This is a genomic window from Nonomuraea sp. NPDC004186, assembly GCF_053603495.1.
On the sequence record NZ_JBSGFQ010000028.1, the window covers coordinates 51,763 to 73,638 of the forward strand.

At 71.8% G+C, this 21,876-nt stretch carries 21 protein-coding genes; 8 read left to right on the forward strand and 13 right to left on the reverse strand.

Annotated elements, in window-relative coordinates; genetic code table 11:
- Positions 1-17: 17 nt before the first annotated feature.
- The 3 genes from ACWEPL_RS23155 to ACWEPL_RS23165 are packed head-to-tail and all read right to left on the reverse strand — an operon-like array spanning position 18 to position 3,719.
- Complete coding sequence (locus tag ACWEPL_RS23155; protein WP_363964321.1) at positions 18-2,366, reverse strand: aerobic carbon-monoxide dehydrogenase large subunit; 2,349 nt, start codon at positions 2,364-2,366, stop codon at positions 18-20.
- A complete protein-coding gene (locus ACWEPL_RS23160; RefSeq protein ID WP_350726890.1) occupies positions 2,363-2,857 on the reverse strand; it encodes a (2Fe-2S)-binding protein in 495 nt (164 codons plus the stop codon). The genes ACWEPL_RS23155 and ACWEPL_RS23160 overlap by 4 nt, the downstream gene beginning before the upstream one ends.
- 1 nt (position 2,858) lies before the next feature.
- Positions 2,859-3,719, reverse strand: a complete 861-nt coding sequence (locus ACWEPL_RS23165; RefSeq protein WP_397369902.1) for an FAD binding domain-containing protein — start codon at positions 3,717-3,719, stop codon at positions 2,859-2,861.
- Positions 3,720-3,804: 85 nt separating this feature from the next.
- On the opposite strand from ACWEPL_RS23165, the gene ACWEPL_RS23170 reads away from it, so the two are divergent.
- Positions 3,805-4,710: a LysR family transcriptional regulator gene (locus ACWEPL_RS23170; protein ID WP_452437424.1), complete on the forward strand. Its 906-nt coding sequence runs from the start codon at positions 3,805-3,807 to the stop codon at positions 4,708-4,710.
- Between the two features lie 24 nt (positions 4,711-4,734).
- Here ACWEPL_RS23170 and eda read toward each other — a convergent pair whose 3' ends face one another.
- From eda to zwf, 4 genes are all read right to left on the reverse strand, one after another.
- On the reverse strand, positions 4,735-5,346 hold the full coding sequence (eda, locus tag ACWEPL_RS23175) for a bifunctional 4-hydroxy-2-oxoglutarate aldolase/2-dehydro-3-deoxy-phosphogluconate aldolase (RefSeq protein WP_452437425.1): 612 nt from the start codon (positions 5,344-5,346) through the stop codon (positions 4,735-4,737).
- 75 nt (positions 5,347-5,421) lie between these two features.
- Positions 5,422-6,387 carry a glucokinase gene (glk, locus tag ACWEPL_RS23180; protein WP_363964330.1) on the reverse strand — a complete coding sequence of 322 codons (966 nt, stop codon included), beginning with the start codon at positions 6,385-6,387 and terminating at the stop codon, positions 5,422-5,424.
- 112 nt (positions 6,388-6,499) lie between these two features.
- Positions 6,500-8,443, reverse strand: a complete 1,944-nt coding sequence (edd, locus tag ACWEPL_RS23185) for a phosphogluconate dehydratase (protein WP_452437426.1) — start codon at positions 8,441-8,443, stop codon at positions 6,500-6,502.
- Between the two features lie 41 nt (positions 8,444-8,484).
- The gene (zwf, locus tag ACWEPL_RS23190) at positions 8,485-9,951 is read right to left on the reverse strand and encodes a glucose-6-phosphate dehydrogenase (RefSeq protein WP_363964334.1); all 1,467 of its coding nucleotides are present in this window, start codon (positions 9,949-9,951) and stop codon (positions 8,485-8,487) included.
- A 151-nt stretch (positions 9,952-10,102) separates the two neighbouring features.
- Here zwf and ACWEPL_RS23195 point away from each other — a divergent pair, with 151 nt between their 5' ends.
- Positions 10,103-11,308: an ROK family transcriptional regulator gene (locus tag ACWEPL_RS23195; RefSeq protein ID WP_357736598.1), complete on the forward strand. Its 1,206-nt coding sequence runs from the start codon at positions 10,103-10,105 to the stop codon at positions 11,306-11,308.
- 2 nt (positions 11,309-11,310) lie between these two features.
- On the opposite strand, the gene ACWEPL_RS23200 is transcribed toward ACWEPL_RS23195, so the two are convergent.
- Entirely contained in the window at positions 11,311-12,885 is a 1,575-nt protein-coding gene (locus ACWEPL_RS23200) for an ABC-F family ATP-binding cassette domain-containing protein (protein WP_363964336.1), read from the reverse strand.
- A gap of 77 nt (positions 12,886-12,962) precedes the next feature.
- Here ACWEPL_RS23200 and ACWEPL_RS23205 point away from each other — a divergent pair, with 77 nt between their 5' ends.
- Complete coding sequence (locus tag ACWEPL_RS23205; RefSeq protein WP_452437427.1) at positions 12,963-13,613, forward strand: TetR/AcrR family transcriptional regulator; 651 nt, start codon at positions 12,963-12,965, stop codon at positions 13,611-13,613.
- A 22-nt stretch (positions 13,614-13,635) separates the two neighbouring features.
- Here the strand turns inward: ACWEPL_RS23205 and ACWEPL_RS23210 are convergent, their stop codons facing one another.
- The 3 genes from ACWEPL_RS23210 to ACWEPL_RS23220 form a co-directional block, all read right to left on the reverse strand.
- The gene (locus tag ACWEPL_RS23210) at positions 13,636-15,024 is read right to left on the reverse strand and encodes an MFS transporter (RefSeq protein ID WP_363964340.1); all 1,389 of its coding nucleotides are present in this window, start codon (positions 15,022-15,024) and stop codon (positions 13,636-13,638) included.
- A 262-nt stretch (positions 15,025-15,286) separates the two neighbouring features.
- On the reverse strand, positions 15,287-15,829 hold the full coding sequence (locus ACWEPL_RS23215; protein ID WP_452437428.1) for a hypothetical protein: 543 nt from the start codon (positions 15,827-15,829) through the stop codon (positions 15,287-15,289).
- Between the two features lie 71 nt (positions 15,830-15,900).
- Positions 15,901-16,602, reverse strand: coding sequence for a DUF2470 domain-containing protein (locus tag ACWEPL_RS23220; RefSeq protein WP_452437429.1), 702 nt, complete (start codon positions 16,600-16,602; stop codon positions 15,901-15,903).
- Positions 16,603-16,670: 68 nt separating this feature from the next.
- On the opposite strand from ACWEPL_RS23220, the gene rpsD reads away from it, so the two are divergent.
- Both rpsD and ACWEPL_RS23230 read left to right on the forward strand, forming a co-directional pair.
- Positions 16,671-17,285, forward strand: a complete 615-nt coding sequence (rpsD, locus tag ACWEPL_RS23225; protein WP_363965049.1) for a 30S ribosomal protein S4 — start codon at positions 16,671-16,673, stop codon at positions 17,283-17,285.
- Positions 17,286-17,287: 2 nt separating this feature from the next.
- On the forward strand, positions 17,288-18,517 hold the full coding sequence (locus ACWEPL_RS23230) for a low temperature requirement protein A (protein ID WP_363964344.1): 1,230 nt from the start codon (positions 17,288-17,290) through the stop codon (positions 18,515-18,517).
- Here ACWEPL_RS23230 and ACWEPL_RS23235 read toward each other — a convergent pair.
- Complete coding sequence (locus ACWEPL_RS23235) at positions 18,500-19,291, reverse strand: ion transporter (RefSeq protein ID WP_350740755.1); 792 nt, start codon at positions 19,289-19,291, stop codon at positions 18,500-18,502. The two genes, ACWEPL_RS23230 and ACWEPL_RS23235, sit on opposite strands and share 18 nt — an antisense overlap.
- Before the next feature lie 120 nt (positions 19,292-19,411).
- Here ACWEPL_RS23235 and ACWEPL_RS23240 point away from each other — a divergent pair, with 120 nt between their 5' ends.
- Positions 19,412-19,720: a DUF4190 domain-containing protein gene (locus ACWEPL_RS23240; RefSeq protein WP_363964346.1), complete on the forward strand. Its 309-nt coding sequence runs from the start codon at positions 19,412-19,414 to the stop codon at positions 19,718-19,720.
- Here the strand turns inward: ACWEPL_RS23240 and ACWEPL_RS23245 are convergent.
- Positions 19,676-20,341, reverse strand: a complete 666-nt coding sequence (locus ACWEPL_RS23245; RefSeq protein ID WP_452437430.1) for a TetR/AcrR family transcriptional regulator — start codon at positions 20,339-20,341, stop codon at positions 19,676-19,678. The genes ACWEPL_RS23240 and ACWEPL_RS23245 overlap by 45 nt on opposite strands.
- Before the next feature lie 66 nt (positions 20,342-20,407).
- Here ACWEPL_RS23245 and ACWEPL_RS23250 point away from each other — a divergent pair, with 66 nt between their 5' ends.
- Together ACWEPL_RS23250 and ACWEPL_RS23255 are read left to right on the forward strand one after the other, a co-directional pair.
- Positions 20,408-21,148: an ABC transporter ATP-binding protein gene (locus tag ACWEPL_RS23250; RefSeq protein WP_452437431.1), complete on the forward strand. Its 741-nt coding sequence runs from the start codon at positions 20,408-20,410 to the stop codon at positions 21,146-21,148.
- The gene (locus tag ACWEPL_RS23255; protein ID WP_449971304.1) at positions 21,148-21,873 is read left to right on the forward strand and encodes an ABC transporter permease; all 726 of its coding nucleotides are present in this window, start codon (positions 21,148-21,150) and stop codon (positions 21,871-21,873) included. Before ACWEPL_RS23250 ends, ACWEPL_RS23255 begins: the two co-directional genes overlap by 1 nt.
- Positions 21,874-21,876 lie beyond the last annotated feature (3 nt).

Consider the following 21,876-nt stretch of genomic DNA (forward strand, 5'->3'; position numbering starts at 1 on the left):
TCGCTCGCTGCGCTCACTCACGGGATGGCCAGGTCCGTGCGGAACGGGTCGCCGTTGACGACGCGCCAGACGTTCGCCGGGGTGAGCGGCATGTCGGCGTGCCGCACACCGTACGGCTTGAGCGCGTCCACCACGGCGTTGACCACGGCCGCGGGAGAGCCGACGGTGGCCGACTCGCCCACGCCCTTGGCCCCGATCGGGTGCGTCGGCGAGGGCGTCACGGTCTCGCCCAGCTCCCACGACGGGCACTCCATCGAGGTCGGCAGCAGGTAGTCCATGAACGACGCCCCCAGGTGGTTGCCGTCCTCGTCGAACGCCATCACCTGCATGAGCGCCATCCCCACCCCGTCGGCCAGCCCGCCGTGGATCTGCCCCTCGACGATCATGGGGTTGATCCGCACGCCGCAGTCGTCCACCGCCACGAACCTGCGCACCTTCACCTGCCCCGTCCCCGGATCGACGTCGACGACGCAGATGTAGGCGCCGAACGGGTAGGTGAGGTTGGGCGGGTTGTAGACGGTGGCCGCGTCCAGGTGGCCCTCGACGCCTTCCGGCAGCTCCAGGTTGGAGTGCGCGGCCAGCGCGATCTCGGCCATCGACTTGCCGGCGGACGGGTCGCCCACCACCGACCACCTGCCGTCGGCCCACTCCAGGTCGTCCGGCGCGGCCTCCAGCATGGCCGCCGCCACGATCTTGGCGCGGTCGCGCACCTTCCTGGCCACGATGGCGGTGGCCGCGCCCGAGACGGGGGTGGAGCGCGAGCCGTACGTGCCCAGCCCGAACGGCGTCTGGTCGGTGTCGCCGTGCACCACCTCGACGTCGTCGGCCGGGATGCCCAGCTCCTGCCCGACGATCTGGGCGAACGTGGTCTCGTGCCCCTGGCCCTGCGACTGGCACGAGACCCGCAGCACGGCCTTGCCCGTCGGGTGCACGCGCAGCTCGGCGCCGTCGGCCATGCCCAGGCCGAGGATGTCCATGTGCTTGCGCGGGCCCGCCCCGACGGCCTCGGTGAAGAAGCTGACGCCGATGCCCATCAGCTCGCCCCTGGCCCGCTTGTCGGCCTGCTCGGCGCGGAGCTTGTCGTAGCCGGCCATGTCCATGGCCAGGCGCAGCGCCCTGGGGTAGTCGCCGGAGTCGTACTCCCAGCCGGTGGGGGAGTGGTAGGGGAACTGCTCGGGTCTGAGCAGGTTGCGCATCCGCAGCTCGGCCGGGTCGAGGTCCAGCTCGGCGGCCAGTACGTCGATCATGCGCTCTACCAGGTAGACGGCCTCGGTGACGCGGAAGGAGCAGGCGTAGGCGACGCCGCCGGGGGCCTTGTTCGTGTAGACGCCGGTGACCTCGCAGTGGGCGGCCTCGATGTCGTACGAGCCGGAGAAGACGTGGAAGAACCCGGCCGGGAACTTGGTCGGCTGGGCCGTGCCGTTGAACGCGCCGTGGTCGGCCAGCACCTTGACCCTGATCGCCTGGATCCTGCCGTCACGCGTCGCCGCCACTTCGCCGCGCATGTGGTAGTCGCGGGCGAAGGCGGTGCTCATGAGGTTCTCGGAGCGGTCCTCCATCCATTTGACCGGCTTGCCGGTGACGATCGAGCCGACGATCGCGCACACGTAGCCGGGATATATCCCGACTTTTCCGCCAAAACCGCCGCCGATGTCCGGGGAGATCACCCGGATCTTGTGCTCGGGCAGCCCGGCCACCATCGCGTACAGCGTCCGGTGGGCGTGCGGCGCCTGCGTGGGGCACCAGACGGTCAGCTTGCCGGTGACTCTGTCGAAGTCCGCGAGCGCGCCGCACGTCTCCAGCGGCGCCGGGTGCACGCGCGGGTAGAGCAGGTCCTGGGCGACCGTCACCTCCGCCTGCTCGAAGAGGGCGTCGGTGCGGGCGCGGTCGCCGGCCTCCCAGTCGAAGATGTGGTTGCCGGTACGCCCTTCGAGATCGTCCCGGATGACCGGCGCGTCCTCGTCGAGGGCCCTCCTGGCGTCGATGACCGCGTCGAGGGGGTCGTACTCGACGTCGATGAGCTCCAGCGCGTCGCGGGCCGAGTAGGCGTCCTCGGCCACCACGAACGCGACCTCCTGGCCCTGGAAGCGCACCTTGTCCGTGGCCAGCACCGCCTGGGTGTCCTGCGAGAGCGTCGGCATCCAGGCGAGGCCGAGCCCGGCCAGGGTCTGCCCGGTGATGACGGCCTTGACCTTCGGGTGGGCCTCGGCGGCGCTCGTGTCGATGGAGACGATCCTGGCGTGGGCGTGCGGGCTGCGCAGCACGGCGCCGTACAGCATGCCGGGCAGCCGTACGTCGTCGGTGTAGTTGCCGCGGCCCCTGATGAAGCGGGCGTCCTCCTTGCGGTGCATGCGTCCGTAGCTCATGATTTCGCCTCCGTCGCGGACTCGGCGACATTCAGACTCGCCTGCGCAGCCCAGCGGATCGATCGGACGATGTTCTCGTAGCCGGTGCAGCGGCAGAGCTGGCCGGAGATCGCCTCGCGGATCTGGCCCTCGTCGGGGTCGGGCACGCGGTCGAGCAGCGCGCGTGCGGTGAGCAGCATGCCGGGCGTGCAGAACCCGCACTGCAGCCCGTGGCACTCCACGAACCCCTTCTGCACCGCGTCCAGCTCCCCGTCCCGTTCCAGGCCCTCCACGGTGGTGACCTCGTGGCCGTCGGCCATCACCGCCAGCACCGTGCACGACTTGACCGGCACGCCGTCGAGCCGCACCGTGCAGACCCCGCAGTTGGAGGTGTCGCAGCCCCAGTGGGTGCCGGTCAGGCCCAGCTCGTCGCGCAGGAAGTGCACGAGGAGCAGCCTGGGCTCGACCTCTCTGGTGTACGGCTGCCCGTTCACCGAGACCGTGATGCGCATGTCAGATCCTCCCTGCGGCTCTGACCAGCGCGCGCCGGGTCAGCTCGGCGGCCAGGTGGCGCTTGTAGTCGGCGGGGCCGCGCTGGTCGGCGTGGGGGTCGCAGTGCTCGGCGGCGATCCTTCCCGCCTCCGCGAACGCCTCCCCGCCGGGCGGCCTGCCTTCGAGGTAGCTCTCGGCCTCGGGGGCGCAGAAGTGCTCGGCGCCGACCGCGGTCAGCCCGATGCCCGCCCGCGCGATCACGCCGTCCCGGACGGTGACGACCGCTCCGGCCGCGGCCACCGGCCAGTCGCCCACGCGCCGCTCGACCTTCTCGTACGCGCTGCCCGTGCCCGCCGTGACCGGCACGCGCAGCTGCACCAGCAGCTCGCCCGGCCCGACGGCGGTCTCGTACGGGCCGTGGTGGAAGTCCCTGATCGGCACGGTACGCTGACCGCCCGCGCCCTGGATGACCGCCCGCGCCCGCAGCGCCGAGAACACGGCGGACAAATCCTCGGAAGGGTCGCCCTGGCACAGCGACCCGCCAACGGTCCCCCGATTTCTCACTATCGGGTCGGCAATAACTCGCTCCGCATCCCGAAATATCGGGAAAAGGTCGGTGGCGGTGGTGCTGTCCAGCAGCTCTGTGTGGCGTACGAGCGCGCCAATGGCCAGTTCGTCACCCTCGACGGCGATCCGCCCCAGCTCGGCCAGCCCGTTGATGTCGATCAACGCCTCCGGCTGGGCCAGGCGCAGCTTCATCATCGGGATGAGGCTGTGCCCACCTGCGACGATCCTGGCCTCGGGGCCGTAGCGCGCCAGCAGTTCGAGCGCGTGCGGCACGCTGTCCGCTCTCTCGTATTCGAATCTCGCGGGAACCTGCATGACTGCACATTGCTGGCACCGATTTGTCCCGACAATCCGCAAATAAGGGATTCCTTAATGCGCGCCGGAGAACTATGAAGGGGGAATGACACTCAGCCAGCTCGGGGCGTTCGTTTTCGTCGCGCGTCTGGGATCTGTCAAGGCGGCGGCACGGGCGCTGGGCGTGAGCGAGCCCGCCGTCTCCCAGTCACTGGCCCAGCTCCGCAGGCACCTCGGCGACCCGCTGCTGACCCGTAGCGGCGACCGGATGGTGCTGACCGAGGGCGGGCGGCGGCTGCTCGGGATCGCCGCCCAGATCGTCGCGCTCGGCGCGGAGGCGGTCGCCGCCGTCCAGCCGGGCCGAGTCGGGCTGCACGTGGTCATGGACGCCGGGCTCGCCGAGTACGTGGCCGGGCCGCTCGTCTGCCTCTTCACGCAGCGCAAGTCGGTGGACGCCACCACCGGCGTGGCCGCCACGGCCGAGATCCCGCTCCTGTTGTCCAGCCGCCTGGCCGACGTCGCGCTCGGGGCCCAGGTGAGCGGCGAGGGCCTGGTGAGCCGCCCGGTCCTGCGCTGCCGCCTCATCGTGGTCGGCTCGCCGCGCGGCCGCCGCGACCAGTGGCTGGTCGGCCCCTCCGGGACGGACCCCCTGAGCGACACGAGCCGGTTGCTGCGGCTGCTGCGGGTCCCGGAGTCCCAGGTACGGGTCTTCGCGAACCAGACAGCCGCCTGGAAGGCCGCCGCCGAGGGCTCCGGCCTGGCGCCCGCCACGGCCCACCTGGTGGCGTCCCAGTTACGCAGGGGCGAACTGGTGGCCGTCGAGACCGCCGCCACCCCGCTGGCCGCGTACTGGTACGCCACGACCCTGGAACCGCCGAACCGGTCGGTTGCCGCGGGCACGTTCCTGGACTTCCTCACCACCCCGGCCGCCACCCAGGTCATGCGCACCCCGGACGACGGCATCCCCCGCAGCCGCTTCCGCCCCCCGATCCACGTGTCGATCTGGAGCTGAGGCCTACTGGAGCCTTCGCCGCGCTCAGCGCAGGGCCGCGGCCTCCGAGGCGAGCTTCTCCACGCGGCCCCAGTCGCCGGTGGCCAGCGCGTCGGCCGGGGTCAGCCAGGTGCCGCCGACACAGCCCACGTTCGGCAGCGCGAGATAGTCGGCCGCCGTGTTCACCCGGATCCCGCCCGTCGGGCAGAAGCGCACGTCCGGCAGCGGCCCGGCCAGCGCTTTGAGGTAGGGGACGCCGCCCGCGGCCTCGGCGGGGAAGAACTTCAGCTCCTTGACCCCCCGCTCGACCAGCGCCATCACCTCGGACACGGTGGCCGCCCCCGGCAGGTACGGGACGCCGCTCGAATCCATCGCCTCGACCAGCGACAGGGTCGTCCCCGGCGAGACCAGGAACCGAGCCCCGGCGGCCACCGACGCCGCGATGTCCTCCGAGCTGCGGATGGTCCCCGCGCCCACGGTCGCCTCGGGCACCTCGGCCGCGATCCGGGCGATGGCCTCGCGCGCGGCCGGGGTCCGCAGGGTCACCTCGATGGCCGGCAGGCCGCCGGCGACCAGCGCCCTGGCCATCGGCACGGCGCTCTCCACGTCGTCGATCACCACGACGGGGATCACCGGGGCGAGATCGAGCAGGCTCATGGGTTCTTCTTCTCCTCGTCGGCCCGTTGACGGCCGTCTAGTCACGTACAGGTCCGCCCAGACACGTCCGCACGGTCATCCCACCAGTTCCCGGCGGGCGCGCTGGGCCAGCCAGGCCGCCGCGCCCGTCAGCGCCGGCTGCGGGGCGACGATCAGCGCGGTGCCGATGGCCTCCAGGTAGTGGGCCATGTCCGGATTTTCGGCGAAGCGGGTCCGGAAGCTGCTGGTGCGCACGCGTTCCACGATACGGGGGAGCACTCCGCCGCCCAGATACACCCCGCCCCTCGCGCCGAGGGTCAGGGCCACGTTCCCGGCGAAGCTGCCCAGCATCCCGCAGAACACCTCCACCGTCTCCGCGCACAGCGAGTCGTCCAGCCGGGCCACGATGTCCGAGGCGGTCAGGTCGGGGGCGGCGACGCCGTTCACCTGGGCCAGCGCCCGGTGCAGCCGGACCAGCCCGGGCCCGGACAGCACGTGCTCGGCCACCACGTGCGGCAACCCCTGCGACTGCAGGACCTGGACGATCTCCAGCTCCCGCCGGTCCACCACCGGCACCGTGACGTGCCCGCCCTCGCCCGGGATCGGCGTCCAGCCGTGCTCCACGGGCACCAGCCCGCCCACGCCGAGGCCGGTCCCCGGCCCCAGCACGGCCTTGACCCCGTGCCCCGGCTCCGGGCCGCCCAGCGAGACCAGGTCGTCGCCCTCCAGGTGCGGCAGCGACACCGCCAGCGCCTCGAAGTCGTTGAGCAGCGCCGCGTACGGCACGCCGAGATCCCGTACGGACCCGGCCCACGCGGAGTTCGTGAGGCGGTAGCGGTCGCCGTCGATCGGCCCGGCCAGGGCCAGGCACGCCGCCCCCGGTCGCACTCCGCCCGCGTGCTCCGCGAGATAGGCGGCTACGGCTTCGGGGAGGGTCGGGTAGTCGGACCCCGCCAGGACCGCGACGTTGGCCGGCCGCGCTCCCGACGAGGTGACCAGGCCGAACCGGGCGTTGGTCCCGCCGATGTCGGCGACCAGCCACGGAAGGTCAAAGGCACTCACCACATACCTCCGGCGTCCAGGGCGGCGTCAAGATCGCTCGCCATGAACCGAAGGATCCCACGAACGCTCTCGCCGTCCCAGACGGGACGGCGAGCCATCGACTTCTGAACCGTCACCTCGCCAGCCCGGCGTGCTGGGCGCCGACCGGGGCGCCCGTCTCCAGGTGCGAGGCGCCGGCCTCGGCGAGGAAGCCCAGGCCGGGGCCGTGGTCGGGCGACTCGGCGCCGCTGAGGCCGAAGATCCCGGCGCCCTGCTCCGCGTGGCCCGCCATCCGGCGGAAGGCCGCGAACAGCTCGCGCCCGGTCCCCACCCACTGCGCGTCGCTCAGCGGGCGGCCCTCCGGCAGGCGGCGGGACAGCTCCTCGGCGGGCACCTGCAGCTCCAGCGTCCCCGCCGTCGAGTCCAGCCTGATCATGTCGCCGTCCCGCACCAGGGCGATCGGCCCGCCGTCGGCGGCCTCGGGCGACAGGTGGATGGCCGCGGGCACCTTCCCGGACGCGCCGGACATGCGGCCGTCCGTGACGATCGCGACCCGCTGACCCCTGTCGAGCAGCACGGCCAGCGGCGGCGTGAGCTTGTGCAGCTCGGGCATGCCGTTCGCGCTCGGACCCTGGTAGCGGATGACCGCCACGAAGTCCTGCCCGTCCAGCTCGCCCGCCTCGAACGCCCGCAGCAGCTCCAGCTGGTCGTCGAACACCTTCGCCGGCGCCTCGATCACCAGGTGCTCCTGCTTGACCGCCGAGACCTTGGAGACGGCCCGGCCCAGGTTGCCCGACAGCATGTGGATCCCGCCGTCCGCCGAGAACGGCTCCGCGACCGGCCGCAGCACGTCCAGGTCGGAGCTGCCGCCGGTGACCGGCGCCCACACCAGCTCGCCGTCCACCAGCTCGGGAGCCTCGCGGTAGCGGTCGAGGCCGTGTCCGGCCACGGTCATGACGTCCCCGTGCAGCAGGCCCTCGTCCAGCAGGTCGCCGATGAGGACCTGCATGCCGCCGGCGTCGCGGAAGTGGTTCACGTCCGCCTGGCCGTTCGGGTAGATCTTGGTGAGGGACGGCACGACCCGCGACAGGCGGGCGAAGTCGTCCCAGGTCAGCACGATGCCCGCGGCGGCGGCCATGGCGACCAGGTGGATCGTGTGGTTCGTGGACCCGCCGGTGGCCAGCAGGGCGACGCAGGCGTTCACGATGGCCTTCTCGTCGACCAGCTCGCCGATCGGCGTGTACTCCGAGCCGTGCGCGGTGATCTCCACCGCGCGGCGCCCGGCCGCCTCGGTGAGGGCGTGGCGCAGCTCGGTGTGCGGGTTGACGAAGGTCGAGCCGGGCAGGTGCAGGCCCATGACCTCCATCAGCGCCTGGTTGGAGTTGGCGGTGCCGTAGAAGGTGCAGGTGCCGGGGGAGTGGTACGACTTCGCCTCGGCGTCGAGCAGCTCGTCGCGGCCCACCTTGCCCTCGGCGAAGAGCTGGCGGGTGCGCGCCTTGACCTTGTTCGGCAGGCCCGAGGTCATCGGCCCGGCCGGGACGAAGATCGCGGGCAGGTGCCCGAAGTGCAGCGCCCCGATGAACAGGCCGGGCACGATCTTGTCGCACACGCCCAGCAGCAGCGACGCGTCGAACATGTCGTGCGACAGCGCGATCGCCGCGGCCATCGCGATCACGTCGCGGCTGTAGAGGGACAGCTCCATGCCGGGCCGTCCCTGCGTGATGCCGTCACACATCGCGGGCACGCCGCCCGCCACCTGCGCCACGCCGCCGGCCTTGCGCACCGCGGCCTTCAGCTCCGGCGGGTACGTCTCGTACGGCTGGTGCGCCGAGAGCATGTCGTTGTAACTCGTCACGATGGCCACGCCCGGCTTGGCGGCGCCGCGCAGCGTGAGCTTGTCGTCGGCGGGCGCGCCGGCGAAGCCGTGCGCCAGGTTCGCGCAGCCGAGGTGGGCGCGGGCCGGGCCCTTCGCCCTGGCGGCCTCGCCGTCGCGCCGGATGCGCGCCAGGTACGCGGCCCGGCTGGTGGCGCTCCGCTCGGCGATGCGGTCGGTGACGTCCTGGATGACGGGGTTCACGGTGCCTCCTTCGTCGGGTCCATGAACCCGGAATCGATTGTTCACACGTCCTCCTCGTGCCACTCGCGACCGCTGCGGCCGAGCAGTTCGTGGGCTCCGGCGGGACCGGTGGTCCCGGCGGGGTAGGGCTCGGGCAGGGCTCCGGACGACTCCCAGGTCGACAGGATCGGGTCGATCCAGCGCCAGGCCGCCTCCACCTCGTCACGCCGCATGAACAGCGTCGGGTTCCCGGCCAGCACGTCCGTCAGCAGCCGCTCGTACGCCTCCGGCACCCGCGCCGTGAACGTCTTGCCGAAGCTCAGCGACATCGGCACCGGCTTCAGCGTCACCTCGCCCGCGCCCGGCTCCTTGGCCATGATGTGCAGCTCGATGCCCTCTTCCGGCTGCAGGCGCAGCACCAGGCGGTTCGGCGTGCCACCGGGGAAGATGGAGTGCGGCACGTCCTTGAACTGCACCACGATCTCCGACCTGCGGTACGGCATCCGCTTGCCGGTCCGCAGGTAGAACGGCACCCCCGCCCATCGCCAGTTCTTGATCTCGGCCCGGATCGCGGTGAACGTCTCCACGCGCCGCGAGGCGTCCGTCGGCGGCGTGGAGGCGGGCTCGTCGAGGTAGCCCGGCATCCCGTCGGCCTCGGTGTACTGGCCCCGCACGGTGAAGCGGTCGACCTCCGTGCCCGTGATCGGGCGCAGCGCCTGCAGGACCTTGACCTTCTCGTCGCGGATGGCCTCACGGTCGTTGCGGGCCGGCGGCTCCATCGCGGTCAGCGTGAGGAGCTGGAGCAGGTGGTTCTGCACCATGTCGCGCAGCGCGCCCGCGTGGTCGTAGTAGCCGCGCCGGCCCGGCGTGCCGACGGTCTCGGCGGCGGTGATCTGGACGTGGTCGATCCACAGGGAGTTCCAGATCGGCTCGAGGAAGGCGTTGGCGAAGCGCAGGACCAGCAGGTTCTGGACGGTCTCCTTGCCCAGGTAGTGGTCGATGCGGAAGATCTGGCGCTCGTCGAAGATCGCGCCGACCTCGTCGTTGATCCGCTGCGCGCTCGGCAGGTCGTGGCCCAGCGGCTTCTCCAGCACCACGCGCGAGAGCGGCGTGACCAGCCCGGCCTCCTCCAGCTCGCGGCAGAAGGGGCCGAACGTCCGGGGCGGGCTGGCCAGGTAGAAGACCCGGTCGCGCTGCTCGTGCCCGGCCAGCAGCCGGCTCAGCGCCCCCCAGCCCGACTTGTCGGCGCCCCCGACGTCGACCGACACGTGGTGCAGGCGGCCGAGGAAGCGCTGCCACATGGCGGGGTCGTCGATCGGGACCTGGTCGCGTACCTCGGCGTCCACCTTGCCGCGGAAGTCGGCGTCGGTCAGGCCGCCCCTGGACATGGCGATGACGCGGGTCTCCGGGGAGAGCCGGCCGTCCCTGTCGCTGTGGTAGAGCGCCGGGAGCAGTTTGCGCATGGACAAGTCGCCGGTGCCGCCGAAGACGACGAGGTCGGCGGTGTGGGCGGGGCTGGTTGTCGACACGGGGGACACGGTTGCGGGCTCCGATGATCTACCAAGCAGGGACAGAACGGACACTAACGAGAGTTTGGGTCCCACACAAGCGGAGTTTTGGCATTTGAGATAAAAAAGTCTGGACTTTTCATGACCTAACCCCATGTGATTCACTTAGCCGATGCCTCGACGTACCGCCGCGACCCTCGCCACCAGTGGTGAGGTGCTCCGCCTCATCCGCACCGGAGAGGCCGCGACGCGGGCCGACCTGGGCCGGGTGACCGGCCTGTCGCGCCCCGCCGTGCAGCTGCGCGTGGGTGAGCTGCTGGAACGCGGCCTGGTCGTGGAGCGCGACGACGCCCCGTCCACGGGCGGGCGGCCGCCGGTCCGGCTGGAGTTCAACGCCACGGGCGGCGTGGTGCTGGTGGCGGCGCTCGGCGCCAGCCGCACCCGGGTGGCCGTCTGCGACCTGGCCGGGCGGGAGCTGGCCGGGCGCGAGTTCGCGATGGACGTGGAGCAGGGGCCCGACGTCGTGCTCCCGGTGATCATGGATTCCTGGGACGAGCTGCTCGGCGACCGGCCCCGCTCGATGCTCAGAGGCGTCGGGATGGGCGTGCCGGCCACGGTCGAGTTCGCGCAGGGACGCGCCGAGAGCGCCCGCGTGATGGCCTCGTGGACCGGCGTGGTGATCCCGCCGATCATCCGCGAGCGCTTCCCCGTCCCCGTGCTCGTGGACAACGACGTCAACGTGCTGGCCATCGGCGAGCACCGCGGCGCCTACCCCGACCTGGACGACCTGATGTTCGTGAAGATCTCGACGCGGATCGGCGCGGGCGTGATCGCCGGGGGCGGCATCCTGCGCGGCGCGCTGGGCGCGGCAGGCGAGATCGGGCACATCCCCGTGCTCGACGGCGGCGACGTGCTGTGCCGCTGCGGCAACACCGGCTGCGTCGACTCCGTGGCCAGCGGCACCGCGCTGCTGCGCGACCTGCGGGCCCAGGGCAAGGACGTCAAGACGATCGCCGACGTGACCGCGCTGGTGCGCGCCGGCGACGCCGAGACGATGGCCACGGTGCGCGAGGCCGGCCGCCGGATCGGCGAGGTGCTGGCCGGGGCGGTCAACATCCTCAACCCGTCGGTGGTGGTGCTGGGCGGCGACGTGGCCGAGGCGTTCGGTCCGCTGGTGTCGAGCATCCGCGAGGTCGTCTACCGCCGCTCCACGGCCCTGGCCACCCGGCGGCTGCGCATCGAGCCGAGCCGGCTGGGGGCGGGCGCGGGCATCAGCGGGTGCGCGGTGATGGTGCTCGACCACGTGCTCTCGCCGGACGCCGTGGACGAGACCATGACGATCTCGGCCCTGCGCCGCGAGCGCGTCGCCGCCCCGTAACGTCAGAGGTCCCAGCGGGGGACGTCGCTCTCCCGTACGAGCCCGTCCGCGCCGAACACCAGATGGCGGTCGAGGTCGGCGGCGAACCAGCGGTCGTGCGTGACCGCCAGCACCGTCCCCTCGAACCCCGCGAGCCCCTGCTGGAGCGCTTCCGCGCTGGCCAGGTCCAGGTTGTCCGTCGGCTCGTCGAGCAGCAGCAGCGTCGCCCCCGACAGCTCCAGCAGCAGGATCTGCAGCCGGGCCTGCTGCCCGCCCGACAGCGTCTCGAACGGCTGCCCGCCCGCCGGCGCCAGCTCGTAGCGGGCCAGCGCCGCCATCGCCTCGTTGCGGGTCAGCGCGTACTCCCGCATCACCACGTCGGCGGCGGCCCGTCCGGCCAGGTCGGGCCGCGCGTGGGTCTGGGTGAAATGCCCGGCTGACACCCTGGCGCCCAGGCGGGCCACACCGGTGTGCGCGATCGGCTCGCCCGCCAGCAGGCGCAGGAAGTGGGACTTGCCGGTGCCGTTCCGGCCCAGCACGCCGACCCGCTCGCCGTACCGGACCTCGGTGGAGAACGGCCGCAGCAGCCCGGTGAGCTCCAGGTCCTCGCAGGTCACCGCCCGCTTCCCGGTGCGCCCGCCGCGCAGCCGCATCCGGACGTTCTGCTCCTTCGGCGCCCGCTGCGGCGGCCCCGCCCGCTCGAACCGCTCCAGCCTCGTGACCGCCGACTGGTACGCCCCCGCCAGCGCGTCGTTGTTCGCCGAGCGCTGGCGCAGCGTGTGGACCAGCCGGCGCAGCCTGGCCCGCTCGTCCTCCCAGCGACGGCGCAGCTCGTCGAGGCGCTCCCTGCGGCGCCTGCGGGCCTCGGCGTACGTCGCGAACCCGCCGCCGTGCACCCACACCCCGCGCCCCTCCACCGTGACGATCCGGTCGGCGGCCTCGGCCAGCAGCTGCCGGTCGTGCGAGACGAGCAGCACCGTCTTGGCCGAGCCCCTGATCGCCCGCTCCAGCCACTGCTTGGCCCGCACGTCCAGGTAGTTGTCGGGCTCGTCCAGCAGCAGCACCTCGTCCGGCCCGCGCAGCAGCGCCTCCAGCATGAGCCGCTTCTGCTCCCCGCCCGACAGCGTGCCCAGCTCCCTGTCCTTGACCCGCTCGTACGGCAGCCCCAGAGCCTCGGTGGCGCACACGTCCCACACCACCTCCAGCTCGTAGCCGCCCGCGTCGGCATAGTCGGCGATGGCCTGGGCGTAGGCGAGCTGGGCGGGCTCGTCGTCGTTCCGGGCGATCGTCGCCCCGGCCACCTCCAGCGCGGCGGCGGCGTCGCGGACGCGCCGCGGGGCGACGTTGAGCAGCAGGTCGTGCACGGTGCCGGCGCCGAGGAACTGCCGCATCACCCCGATCCCGCCGCTGCTCGCGACGCGGCCGTCGGAGGGGGCCAGCTCGCCCGCGATCAGCCGCAGCAGCGTGGTCTTGCCCGCGCCGTTCGGCCCGACGAGCGCCGCCTTGGCGCCGGCGCCCACTTTGAAGGACGTCTCGAGCAGCAGCGGCCGCCCGTCCGGCAGCAGGTACGTCAGCCCGCTCACCTCGATGTGCCCCATGACGGCCACCTCCACTCGATCGTCGTTCGACCAACTAGACCATCGATCCGGTCACTAGAACAACGTATTATCTCCGGGTGGGAACCGTGTGGTCGCGCCCCCAGAAGGCGCCGAGGCAGACGCTGACGCTCGACCGGATCGTGGCCGAGGCGGTCGCGCTGCTCGACGAGGAAGGCGTGGGCCGGCTGACCATGCGCCGCCTGGCCGAGCGGCTCGACACCGGCTCGACCACGCTCTACTGGCACGTCAAGACCAAGGACGACGTCCTCGACCTGGCCCTGGACGCCGTCTTCGGGGAGGTGCGCCGGCCGGCGGGCGGCTCCGGGTGGCAGGAGGCCGTACGCGAGCTCATCGGAGGCTGGCGCGCGGCCCTGCTGCGGCACCCGTGGTCGGCCACCATCCTCGACCGCCCGCTCATGGGCCCGAACGCGCTGGAGCGTACCGAGTTCCTCTACGCGACCCTGGCCGCCGCCGGATTCGCCGCCCCCAAACCCGCCGCGTACAGCCTGTCCAACTACGTCATGGGCTCGGTCGTCATGCAGGTGACCTGGCAGGACCGCGACCGGGACGACACCGGCGAGTTCCTCAGGGAACGCGCCGACCGCTATCCGGCCCTCGCCGAGCACGGGCTCGACCACGCGTGGGACGCCACGTTCGACGAGGGCCTCGGCTACCTGCTGGACGGCATGGAGCAGTCCCGCAGACGCGAAGGCGGCCGGCTCGGGTGAGCCGGCCGCCTTCGGGGGATCGTCAGTCCTCGCGGGCCTGCTTCGGGAGCATCAGGCCGACCGCGAACGTCGCGGCGATCATCCCGGCCGCCACCCACAGCGTGATCGTGACGCTCCCGGTGCCGAAGTAGAGGGTGCCCAGCAGGGCCAGGCCCAGCGCCCCGCCCACCTGCTGGAGCGCAGTCAGCGCGCCGGAGGCGGAGCCGGTCTCCTGGGGCTCGACGGCGGCCATCACGATGCTGAAGTACGGGCTCATGATCAGCCCGCTGCCCAGCCCGGCCACCGCCAGCGCCGGGGCGAGCTGCCACGGCGAGACCCCGGGGGAGGCGACGGCGATCACACCGGTCACGCCGAGCCCCATGACGATCGCGCCGGCCAGCAGCACCTTGCGGCCGTGCCTGCGGGCGGCCTGCGCGACGCCCATGCCCGCGATCATGCCCAGCGACGAGGGCACGCTGGTCAGCGCCGCCTTGAGCGGGGAGTAGCCCAGGCCGAGCTGGGTGTAGAGGCCGATCACGAGGAAGAACCCGGTGAAGGCGGCGAAGTAGATCGTGCCGGTCGCCATGCCCGAGACGAACGCCCGCTTGCCGAACAGGCTGGGCGCCACCAGCGGGTCGCCGCCGCGCCGGGCCCTGCGCTTCTCGTAGGCCGCGAAGACCGCGAACACCGCCGCGGAGGTCGCCATCATCGCGAACGCCCACGCCGGCCAGCCGCTCTCGCGCCCCTGGACCAGCGGGAAGACCATGAGAACGGTGCCCGCGGAGGCCAGCACGGCGCCCGGCAGATCGAGCCGCACGCCCTTGACCGGGCGGGAGGCGGGCAGGAAGCGCAGGGCGGCCAGCGCGGCGGCGGCCCCGATCGGCAGGTTGATCAGGAAGATCAGCCGCCAGTCGACACCGGTCAGCGCGCCCGCCAGGATCGGCCCGCCCACCGCGGACAGCCCCATGACCGGCCCGAACATCCCCATCGCGACCGCCAGCTCCTTGGGCGGGAACATCTCCTTCATCAGCCCCATGCCCTGGGGGATCATCGCCGCCCCGAACAGCCCCTGCACGACCCTGGCCGCGATGATCGTCTCGGGGGAGGCGGCCAGGGCGCACAGCAGCGACCCGACGGTGAACCCGACGACGCCGATGAGGAACATGCGCTTGCGCCCCACGATGTCCCCGAGCCGCCCGCCGGTAAGCAGGCCCGCGGTCATGGCGAGGGTGTAGGCCGCGCCGAGCCACTGGATCAGGGAGTCGCCGCCGCCCAGGTCGGCCCGCATCGTCGGGCCGGCGACGTTGGTGACGGTCGCGTCGAGCAGCTCCATCACCGAACCGGCGAGGACCACCGCGAGCGCGGGCCAGCGCCACTTGTAGGGGGCGGGGGTGGCGGGCGTCTGCGCGGGGCGGGTGTCGAGGATGGTCATCCACGGCCTCCTGAATCGGAACGGCTTGTTCTGTTCCAGAATAGCAGAACGGAATGCTTCATTCCACAACGAAGCCGAGATTCTTGCGGGGGAGGGGGTTGCCACGGAGCCGGTCAAGAGCGCGCGCCGTCACGGCGAGCAACCCGTGAGCCTTCACGACCGGCCATGACGGGCGGAAACGGGCGTCGGCGCGTGCGGCCCACCGTGCGCAGCCGTAAAGGACGGGCTTGAAGACCGCGGCGTGCACGGCCGTAGAAGAGATTTAGCGCTTTCTGGGGTGGCGCGTCTGGCCGGGCGGAACATGCGTGCGCGGCGGCGTGGCGGCGGTGGGAGGCGGCGTGGCGGACGAGCGGGTCGGCTGCACCGCTGGGGAGGCCGTGGCCGGCTCGGGTGTGGGCGTACGGGAAACCGAGGCGAGGGTCGGCCGCGTGGAGTTCGTCCGCCGCGGGGTCGGGCGCGCCGAGAGCGCCCGCTTCGGAGTGGGGCGGCGATGCACGGCGGAGGAGGGGTGCGCCGGGGACGCGGAAGGGCCGAGGGAGGTGGGCGCGGGGCCGAGGGCGGTGGGGGCGGTGCGGAGGCGGGATTCGGTGGCGACCGGGATGGAGCCGTCACGGGCGCCGGGGCCGGTGCGGTGCCAGTCGACCGCGTCCAGCCGCCTGGCGGTGGACGCCCCGCCCACCAGAATCCCCGCCGAGGCCAGCATGAGCGTGCCGACCAGCGCGCCGGCAATCATCAGTATCCGCCCTCGCCGCCCGCCCTCGTCGGCGAACGGTTCGGGCTCCGATGATCGTTCCGTGCCGGTCACGCCTCAAATGCTAGAGAGGTGCCGCCGATGCCAGGGCCGATCCGGACAAATCGGAGAGTTAATTGTGATCATCAACAGGAGCACAGCAGCCCGCGCAGCGCCGTCTCCAGGCACAGGCCGGAGCGGGCCGGGGTCGGCCACGGGAAGCGGATCAGCGCCTCGTCCACCCGTACGGTCGCCCCGAACCGGTCCAGCTCCCACAGCCACACCTCGCCGGCCTCCTCGCCGAGCTGCCGGGACACGCCCGCGGTGAGCTGCGCCCGGTGCGAGGCGTTGACGTGCGAGAGCACCCGCTCGGCCGTCTCCGCCAGCGGGTCCGGCACCGCGCCCAGGTAGTCGTCGGCGTCCAGCAGCCCCGACTCCTGCCCGGTCAGGTACACGACCTGCCCCACGTCCAGCCGCAGCAGCCGGGGCGCGGAGCGCTCCCCGAACCGCTCGAGCGCGTCGAACAGGCTCTCGTCGGCGCTGTGGGCGGCCACCGCGACCGCCGCGCCCCGTGCCTCGCTCTCCGGCACGGCCTCCGCCCACCCCTGCACCTCGAGCAGCCCGCGCGGATGGGTGGCCTCACCCAGTTGCCGCATCGCCGTCAGGTTCACCGCCACGACGGCGTCCTCGCGCAGGGGGTGCAGCGGCTCGCCGGGCAGCACCAGGAGCACGGGCCGGCCGCGCTCGTCCACGCCTCCCCGGGCCGGCGAGGGCGCTCCGTCGACGGACAGCTTGGCGACGTTCGCGGTCGCGGCGAGGGTGCGGACCCGCTCGGGGATCGGCAGCATGGGCCCTCCGTTTCAATGATAGGTTAGGCTTCCCTAAGTAAGGATTACCTAATCACATTGAGGTGAACGTGCGCTACACCGGTCCCAAGGTGCGACTGTCTCGTCGCGCGGGCGTCCCGCTGACCAGGAAAGCCGTCCGCTACTTCGAGCAGCGCCCCTATCCGCCGGGCGAGCACGGCCGCAAGACCAACCGCCGCAGCACCGGCGACTACGGGCTGCGGCTGATGGAGAAGCAGAAGCTGCGCTGGTACTACGACGTGTCGGAGCGGCAGCTGCGCCGCTACTGGGACCTCGCCGTCCGCAAGTCGGGCGCGTCCGGCGCCGAGCTGGTCACGCTGCTGGAGAGCCGCCTGGCCTCGCTCGTGCTGCGCGCCGGGCTGGCGCCGTCCATCTACGCGGCACGCCAGTACGTCAACCACGGCCACATCGCCGTGGACGGCCGCAAGGTGGACATCCCCAGCTACCTGGTCAAGCCCGGGCAGGTGGTCACGGTGCGGGAGCGCTCCCGCAGGATGCAGCCGTTCGTGGCCGCCGCCGAAGGCGTGTACGCCGACGAGCGCACCGCGGCCTACCTCTCCGTGGATCACGCCAATTTGACGTTCACGCTGGTGAACCGCCCCGAACGCGAGCAGATCGTGGTCCCCGTGGAGGAGCAACTCGTCGTGGAGTTCTATTCTCGTTAGCCGTGAGCGAACCGGTAGAGCGTCATGCGAGTTGGTTAGAGCTGTTCTTCGACCTGGTGGTCGTCGTGGCGGTGGCGCAGCTGGCCCACCGGCTGGAGCACCCCACGTGGGAGAACGTCGCGTTGTTCGCGGTGCTCTACTACGCCGTGTGGAGCGTGTGGACGACACTGACGCTCTATTCGAACGCCGAGGCCGATCGCACCCGCACCCGCGGCATGCTGATCGGCATGTTCGGCATCGCGGTGATGGCCGCGGCCGCGCCCGACGTGGCGCACGTGCTGAAGGAGACCGGCGACACGCATGACGGCTGGTTCATCGCCGCCTACATCACCTGCAGGGTCGGCGCCTCGCAGACCCTGCAGCGCGCCGGCACGATCCTGACGGCGTGGCCGGCGGCCCAGCTCGGCGCGGGCCTGATCCCGTGGTTCGCCTCCATCGGCGTCCAAGGCCCGGCGCGCTACTTCCTGTGGGGGCTGGGCGCCGTACTCGACCTGATCTTCTCCGTGCTCCAGAGCCGCAGGCCGGAGCGCCTGATCAAGGAGATGCAGCACCAGGCCCTGCGGCAGGCGCAGCGGCTGGAGCAGCGTGACCGGCGGAGGGGCGACGGGCCGGTGGTGCGCCCGGCGGCGCGGGTCAAGGCCGCCGTGCTCGATCCCGCTCATCTCGGGGAGCGGCTCGGCCTGTTCGTGATCATCGTGCTCGGTGAGGCCGTCATGCAGGTCGTGATGGCCTCCTCCGGGCATTCCTGGGACCTGCAGCTCGGTCTGGCGGCGGTGGCCGGGTTCGGGCTGATCGTCTCGCTGTGGTGGCTGACCCTGCAGTACGGCGTGAGCGCGGTGCCGGGCGCGGCCGAGCGGGGGCTGCGCGCGTATGTGGCGCTGCCCGCGCACTTCGCGATGACCGCGGGCATCACCGCGACCGCGGCCGGGCTCGGCGCGGTCGCCGCGGACCCGGCCTCGCACCCGCACGGCGGCATCGGCTGGGTGCTGGCCGCCGGTCTGGCCGTCTACTTCGCCGCCTCCGCCGTGCTCGGCGTGGCGAGCGGCGCCGAGCGGCGGTGGATCTGGGGATGGGCCCTGCCGTCCGTGGCCGCGCCCCTGGCGGTGGGCGCGGTGTCCGGGTTCGTCGAGGGCTGGGCCGTGGTCGCGCTGCTGCTGGTCGTCGCCCTGTGGCGGGTCGCCTACCGGCACCGCGGCGGCACGGCCCAGGAGGGCTCAGTCCAGCCGGCGTAGCTCGGCGACCTCCTTGCGCAGCTCGGCCAGCTCGTCGAGGATCCGCTGGGTGTGCTCGCTGGTGTCCTCCAGCACCGCGCGCTCCTCGGCGCGTTCCTCGGCGCTCTCCTCGTCCATGGCGCTGACGACCACGGCCATGAAGAGGTTCAGGATCACGAACGTGCAGATCAGGATGAAGATGGTGAAGAAGACCCAGGCCGACGGATGGCGGGTCATCACCTCCCTGGCGATGTTGCCCCAGTCGTCGCCGGTCATCGTCTGGTAGAGGGTGAACAGCGAGGTCGGCAGGCTGCCGAAGCGCTCGGGGGAGGTGCTCCCGTAGAGCTTGGTGGCCATGACGGCGGCCACGTAGAGCACCAGGCCGAGCAGTACCACGATCGAGCTCATCCCCGGCATGGCGCGCAGCAGCGCCGAGACGACGCGGCGCAGGCTCGGCACGACCGACAGCAGCCGCAGGGCACGCAGGATGCGCAGCGAGCGCAGCACGGACAGGCCGCCCGTGGCGGGCATGAAGGCGATGAGGACGATCGCGGCGTCGAAGACGTTCCACGGGTCGCGGAGGAACCTGGAGCGTTCGACGTAGATCTTGGCGATCAGCTCGACGGCGAAGACGTACAGCGCGATGTGGTCGACCACGGTGAGCAGGTGGCCGAAGCGCGCGACCACCGCGGGGAAGGTCTCGAGACCCAGCGTGGCCGCGTTGAGCAGGATGACGCCGACGATGAACCGCTGGAAGCTTTCGCGGGCGAGGAAGGCGGCGGTGCGTTCACGCACGGGGGCAGGCTCCTAAAGGGCTTGGTCATGTGCCCCACCATGATGGCGCAACATGATCAAGCCGATGTCTGTGGTATAAAAACGCACCTGAGCGACGAATGGTGAGGGCGCCGAGCGAGCATGTCCTATCCGAACTACGGTCCCTCCTACTACGGGCCGCCACCCCAGACCCACCCCCAGGGCACCGCCATCCTGGTGCTGGGCATCCTGAGCCTGGTGGTCTGCACGTTCATCGGCCCCTTCGCCTGGTCGATGGGCAACAGGGCGCTGCGCGAGATCGACGAGAGCGGCTACTACTACGAGAACCGCGGCATGGTGCAGGCCGGGCGCATCTGCGGCATCGTCAGCTCGGTCCTGATGATGATCACCCTCGGCTTCGTCGTCCTAATGTTCGGGCTCATGCTGGTCACCGGGGCCCTTTCCAGCTAGCAGGTCGCCCAGGCCCGACTCCAGCAGGTCGAAGGCCCGCTCCGCCTGAGCCCGCAGGCCGGGCTCGATGCTCTCCCAGTCCTCGCCCGCGAGGAGCCGGCGGATCGAGTAGTCGCCGAGCAGTCGCGTCGTGTTGAGAAGGTGGGAGGCCACCAGCCGCGGCGTCAGGTCGTCGGGGTCGGCCTCGAGCTCGTCGGCCAGCGCCTGCGCCAGCACGCGCTCCCGCTCCTCGCCGATCTCGCGGAGCTTGGCGCCCAGCGAGGGGGCCTCGTCGACGATCCTGGCGAACAGGTCGACTCCCGCGTTGAGCCCGTAGCGCCAGTGGCGGGTGTCGAGCGCGTCGAGGAAGTCGCGGCGGAACGCCCGCACCACGCTCTCCCCGGGCCCCCGCTCGCGCAGCACGCGCGGGGCCAGGTCGACGGCCACCTCCTGCCGGTCGGCGAAGAGGTCCTCCTTGGTGCTGAAGTAGTTGAACACCGTGTTGACCGACACGTCGGCGGCCCGCGCCACCTCGGCCACGGTCACGTTGTCGAACCCCTTGGCCATGAACAGCCCCATCGCGACGTCCGCAATGCGCTGCCTGGTCTCGCGCTTCTTCCGCTCCCGCAGCCCCTCTTGCATGCCTCCATCGTACCAAGTTTGCAGTGACCTCAAAATTGTGGTTACTCTAATTTTGGAGGCGATGAAATGATCAGGACTTCAGGTCTGAGCAAGACCTTCGACGGCGGCACAGAGGCCGTCAAAGGCGTCGACCTATCGGTCGGGCCCGGCGAGATCGTCGGGTTCCTCGGTCCGAACGGCGCCGGCAAGACCACGACCATGCGCATGCTGACCACGCTGCTGCGCCCCACGTCCGGCACCGCCACGGTGGCCGGCCACGACCTGCTCGGCGACGCGAAGGAGGTGCGCAGGCGCATCGGCTACGTCTCCCAGACCGGCGGGACGTCGCCGGCCTCGCCGCTGATGGGCGAGCTCGTGCTCCAGGGCATGCTGTACGGCCTGAACCGGGCGACGGCCGAGGCCAGGACGCGGGAGGCGCTGGAGCGGCTCGAACTCGCGGGCCTGGAGTCGAAGCCCGGCGCCGCGCTGTCCGGCGGGCAGCGCCGCCGCTTCGACATCGCGTTCGCCCTGCTGCACGACCCGGTCCTGCTCTTCCTCGACGAGCCCACGACGGGCCTCGACCCGCAGAGCCGGGCCAACCTGTGGGACCACATCCGCTCGCTGCGCGGCGAGCGGGGCATGACGGTCTTCCTCACCACCCACTACCTGGACGAGGCCGACGCGCTCTGCGACCGGATAGTGATCATCGACCACGGCCGGATCGTGGCCGAGGGCGCCCCGGCCGAGCTGAAGACCGGCGGGCGCACGCTCGACGAGGTGTTCCTGGACATCACCGGAAGGTCCCTGCGCGAGGAGGCGGGCGTCTGATGCTGCGTGACACCTGGGTGCTGTTCCGCCACGGCGTGCGCGTCACGCTCCAGCAGAAGGTCGGCATGGTCTTCGGCGCGATCCAGCCGCTGCTCTTCCTGGTGCTGTTCGGGCCCATCTTCACCACGTTCGGCACGTGGGAGACGCTCGTCCCCGGCCTCATCATCCAGCTCGGGCTCATGAGCATGGGGCTCGCCGGGTTCGGGGTGGTGTTCGAGAAGCGCTCCGGCGTGCTGGAGCGCATGCGCGTCACCCCGGCCAGCCGGCTGGCGCTGCTGCTCGGGCGCGTGCTCAACAACGCGCTCACCATGACGATCCAGACGCTGCTGCTCCTGGTGGTCGCCTTCGCCTTCGGCCTGCGGGCTCCCGCGCCGGGGCTGGCGGCCGGGTTCGTGCTGGTGATCGTGCTCGGGAGCAGTCTGGCCGCGCTGTCGTACGCCATCGCGCTGACGATGAACGAGCACCTGTTCGCGCCCGTGATGTCCACGGCGGTGATCCCGCTGGTCCTGCTGTCCGGCTCGTTCCTGCCGATGTCGATGGCGCCGGGCTGGCTCGACGCCATCTCGCACATCAGCCCGTTCAGGTACACGCTGGAGGCGCTGCGCGACCTGTTCGAGGGGCACTACCTGACGGGCACCGTGGGCCTGGGAGTGGCCGTGACGGTGGTGTTCGCCGCGGTCAGCCTCACGGTCGGGACCCGGGTCTTCAACCGGGAGAACGCCTGAGAG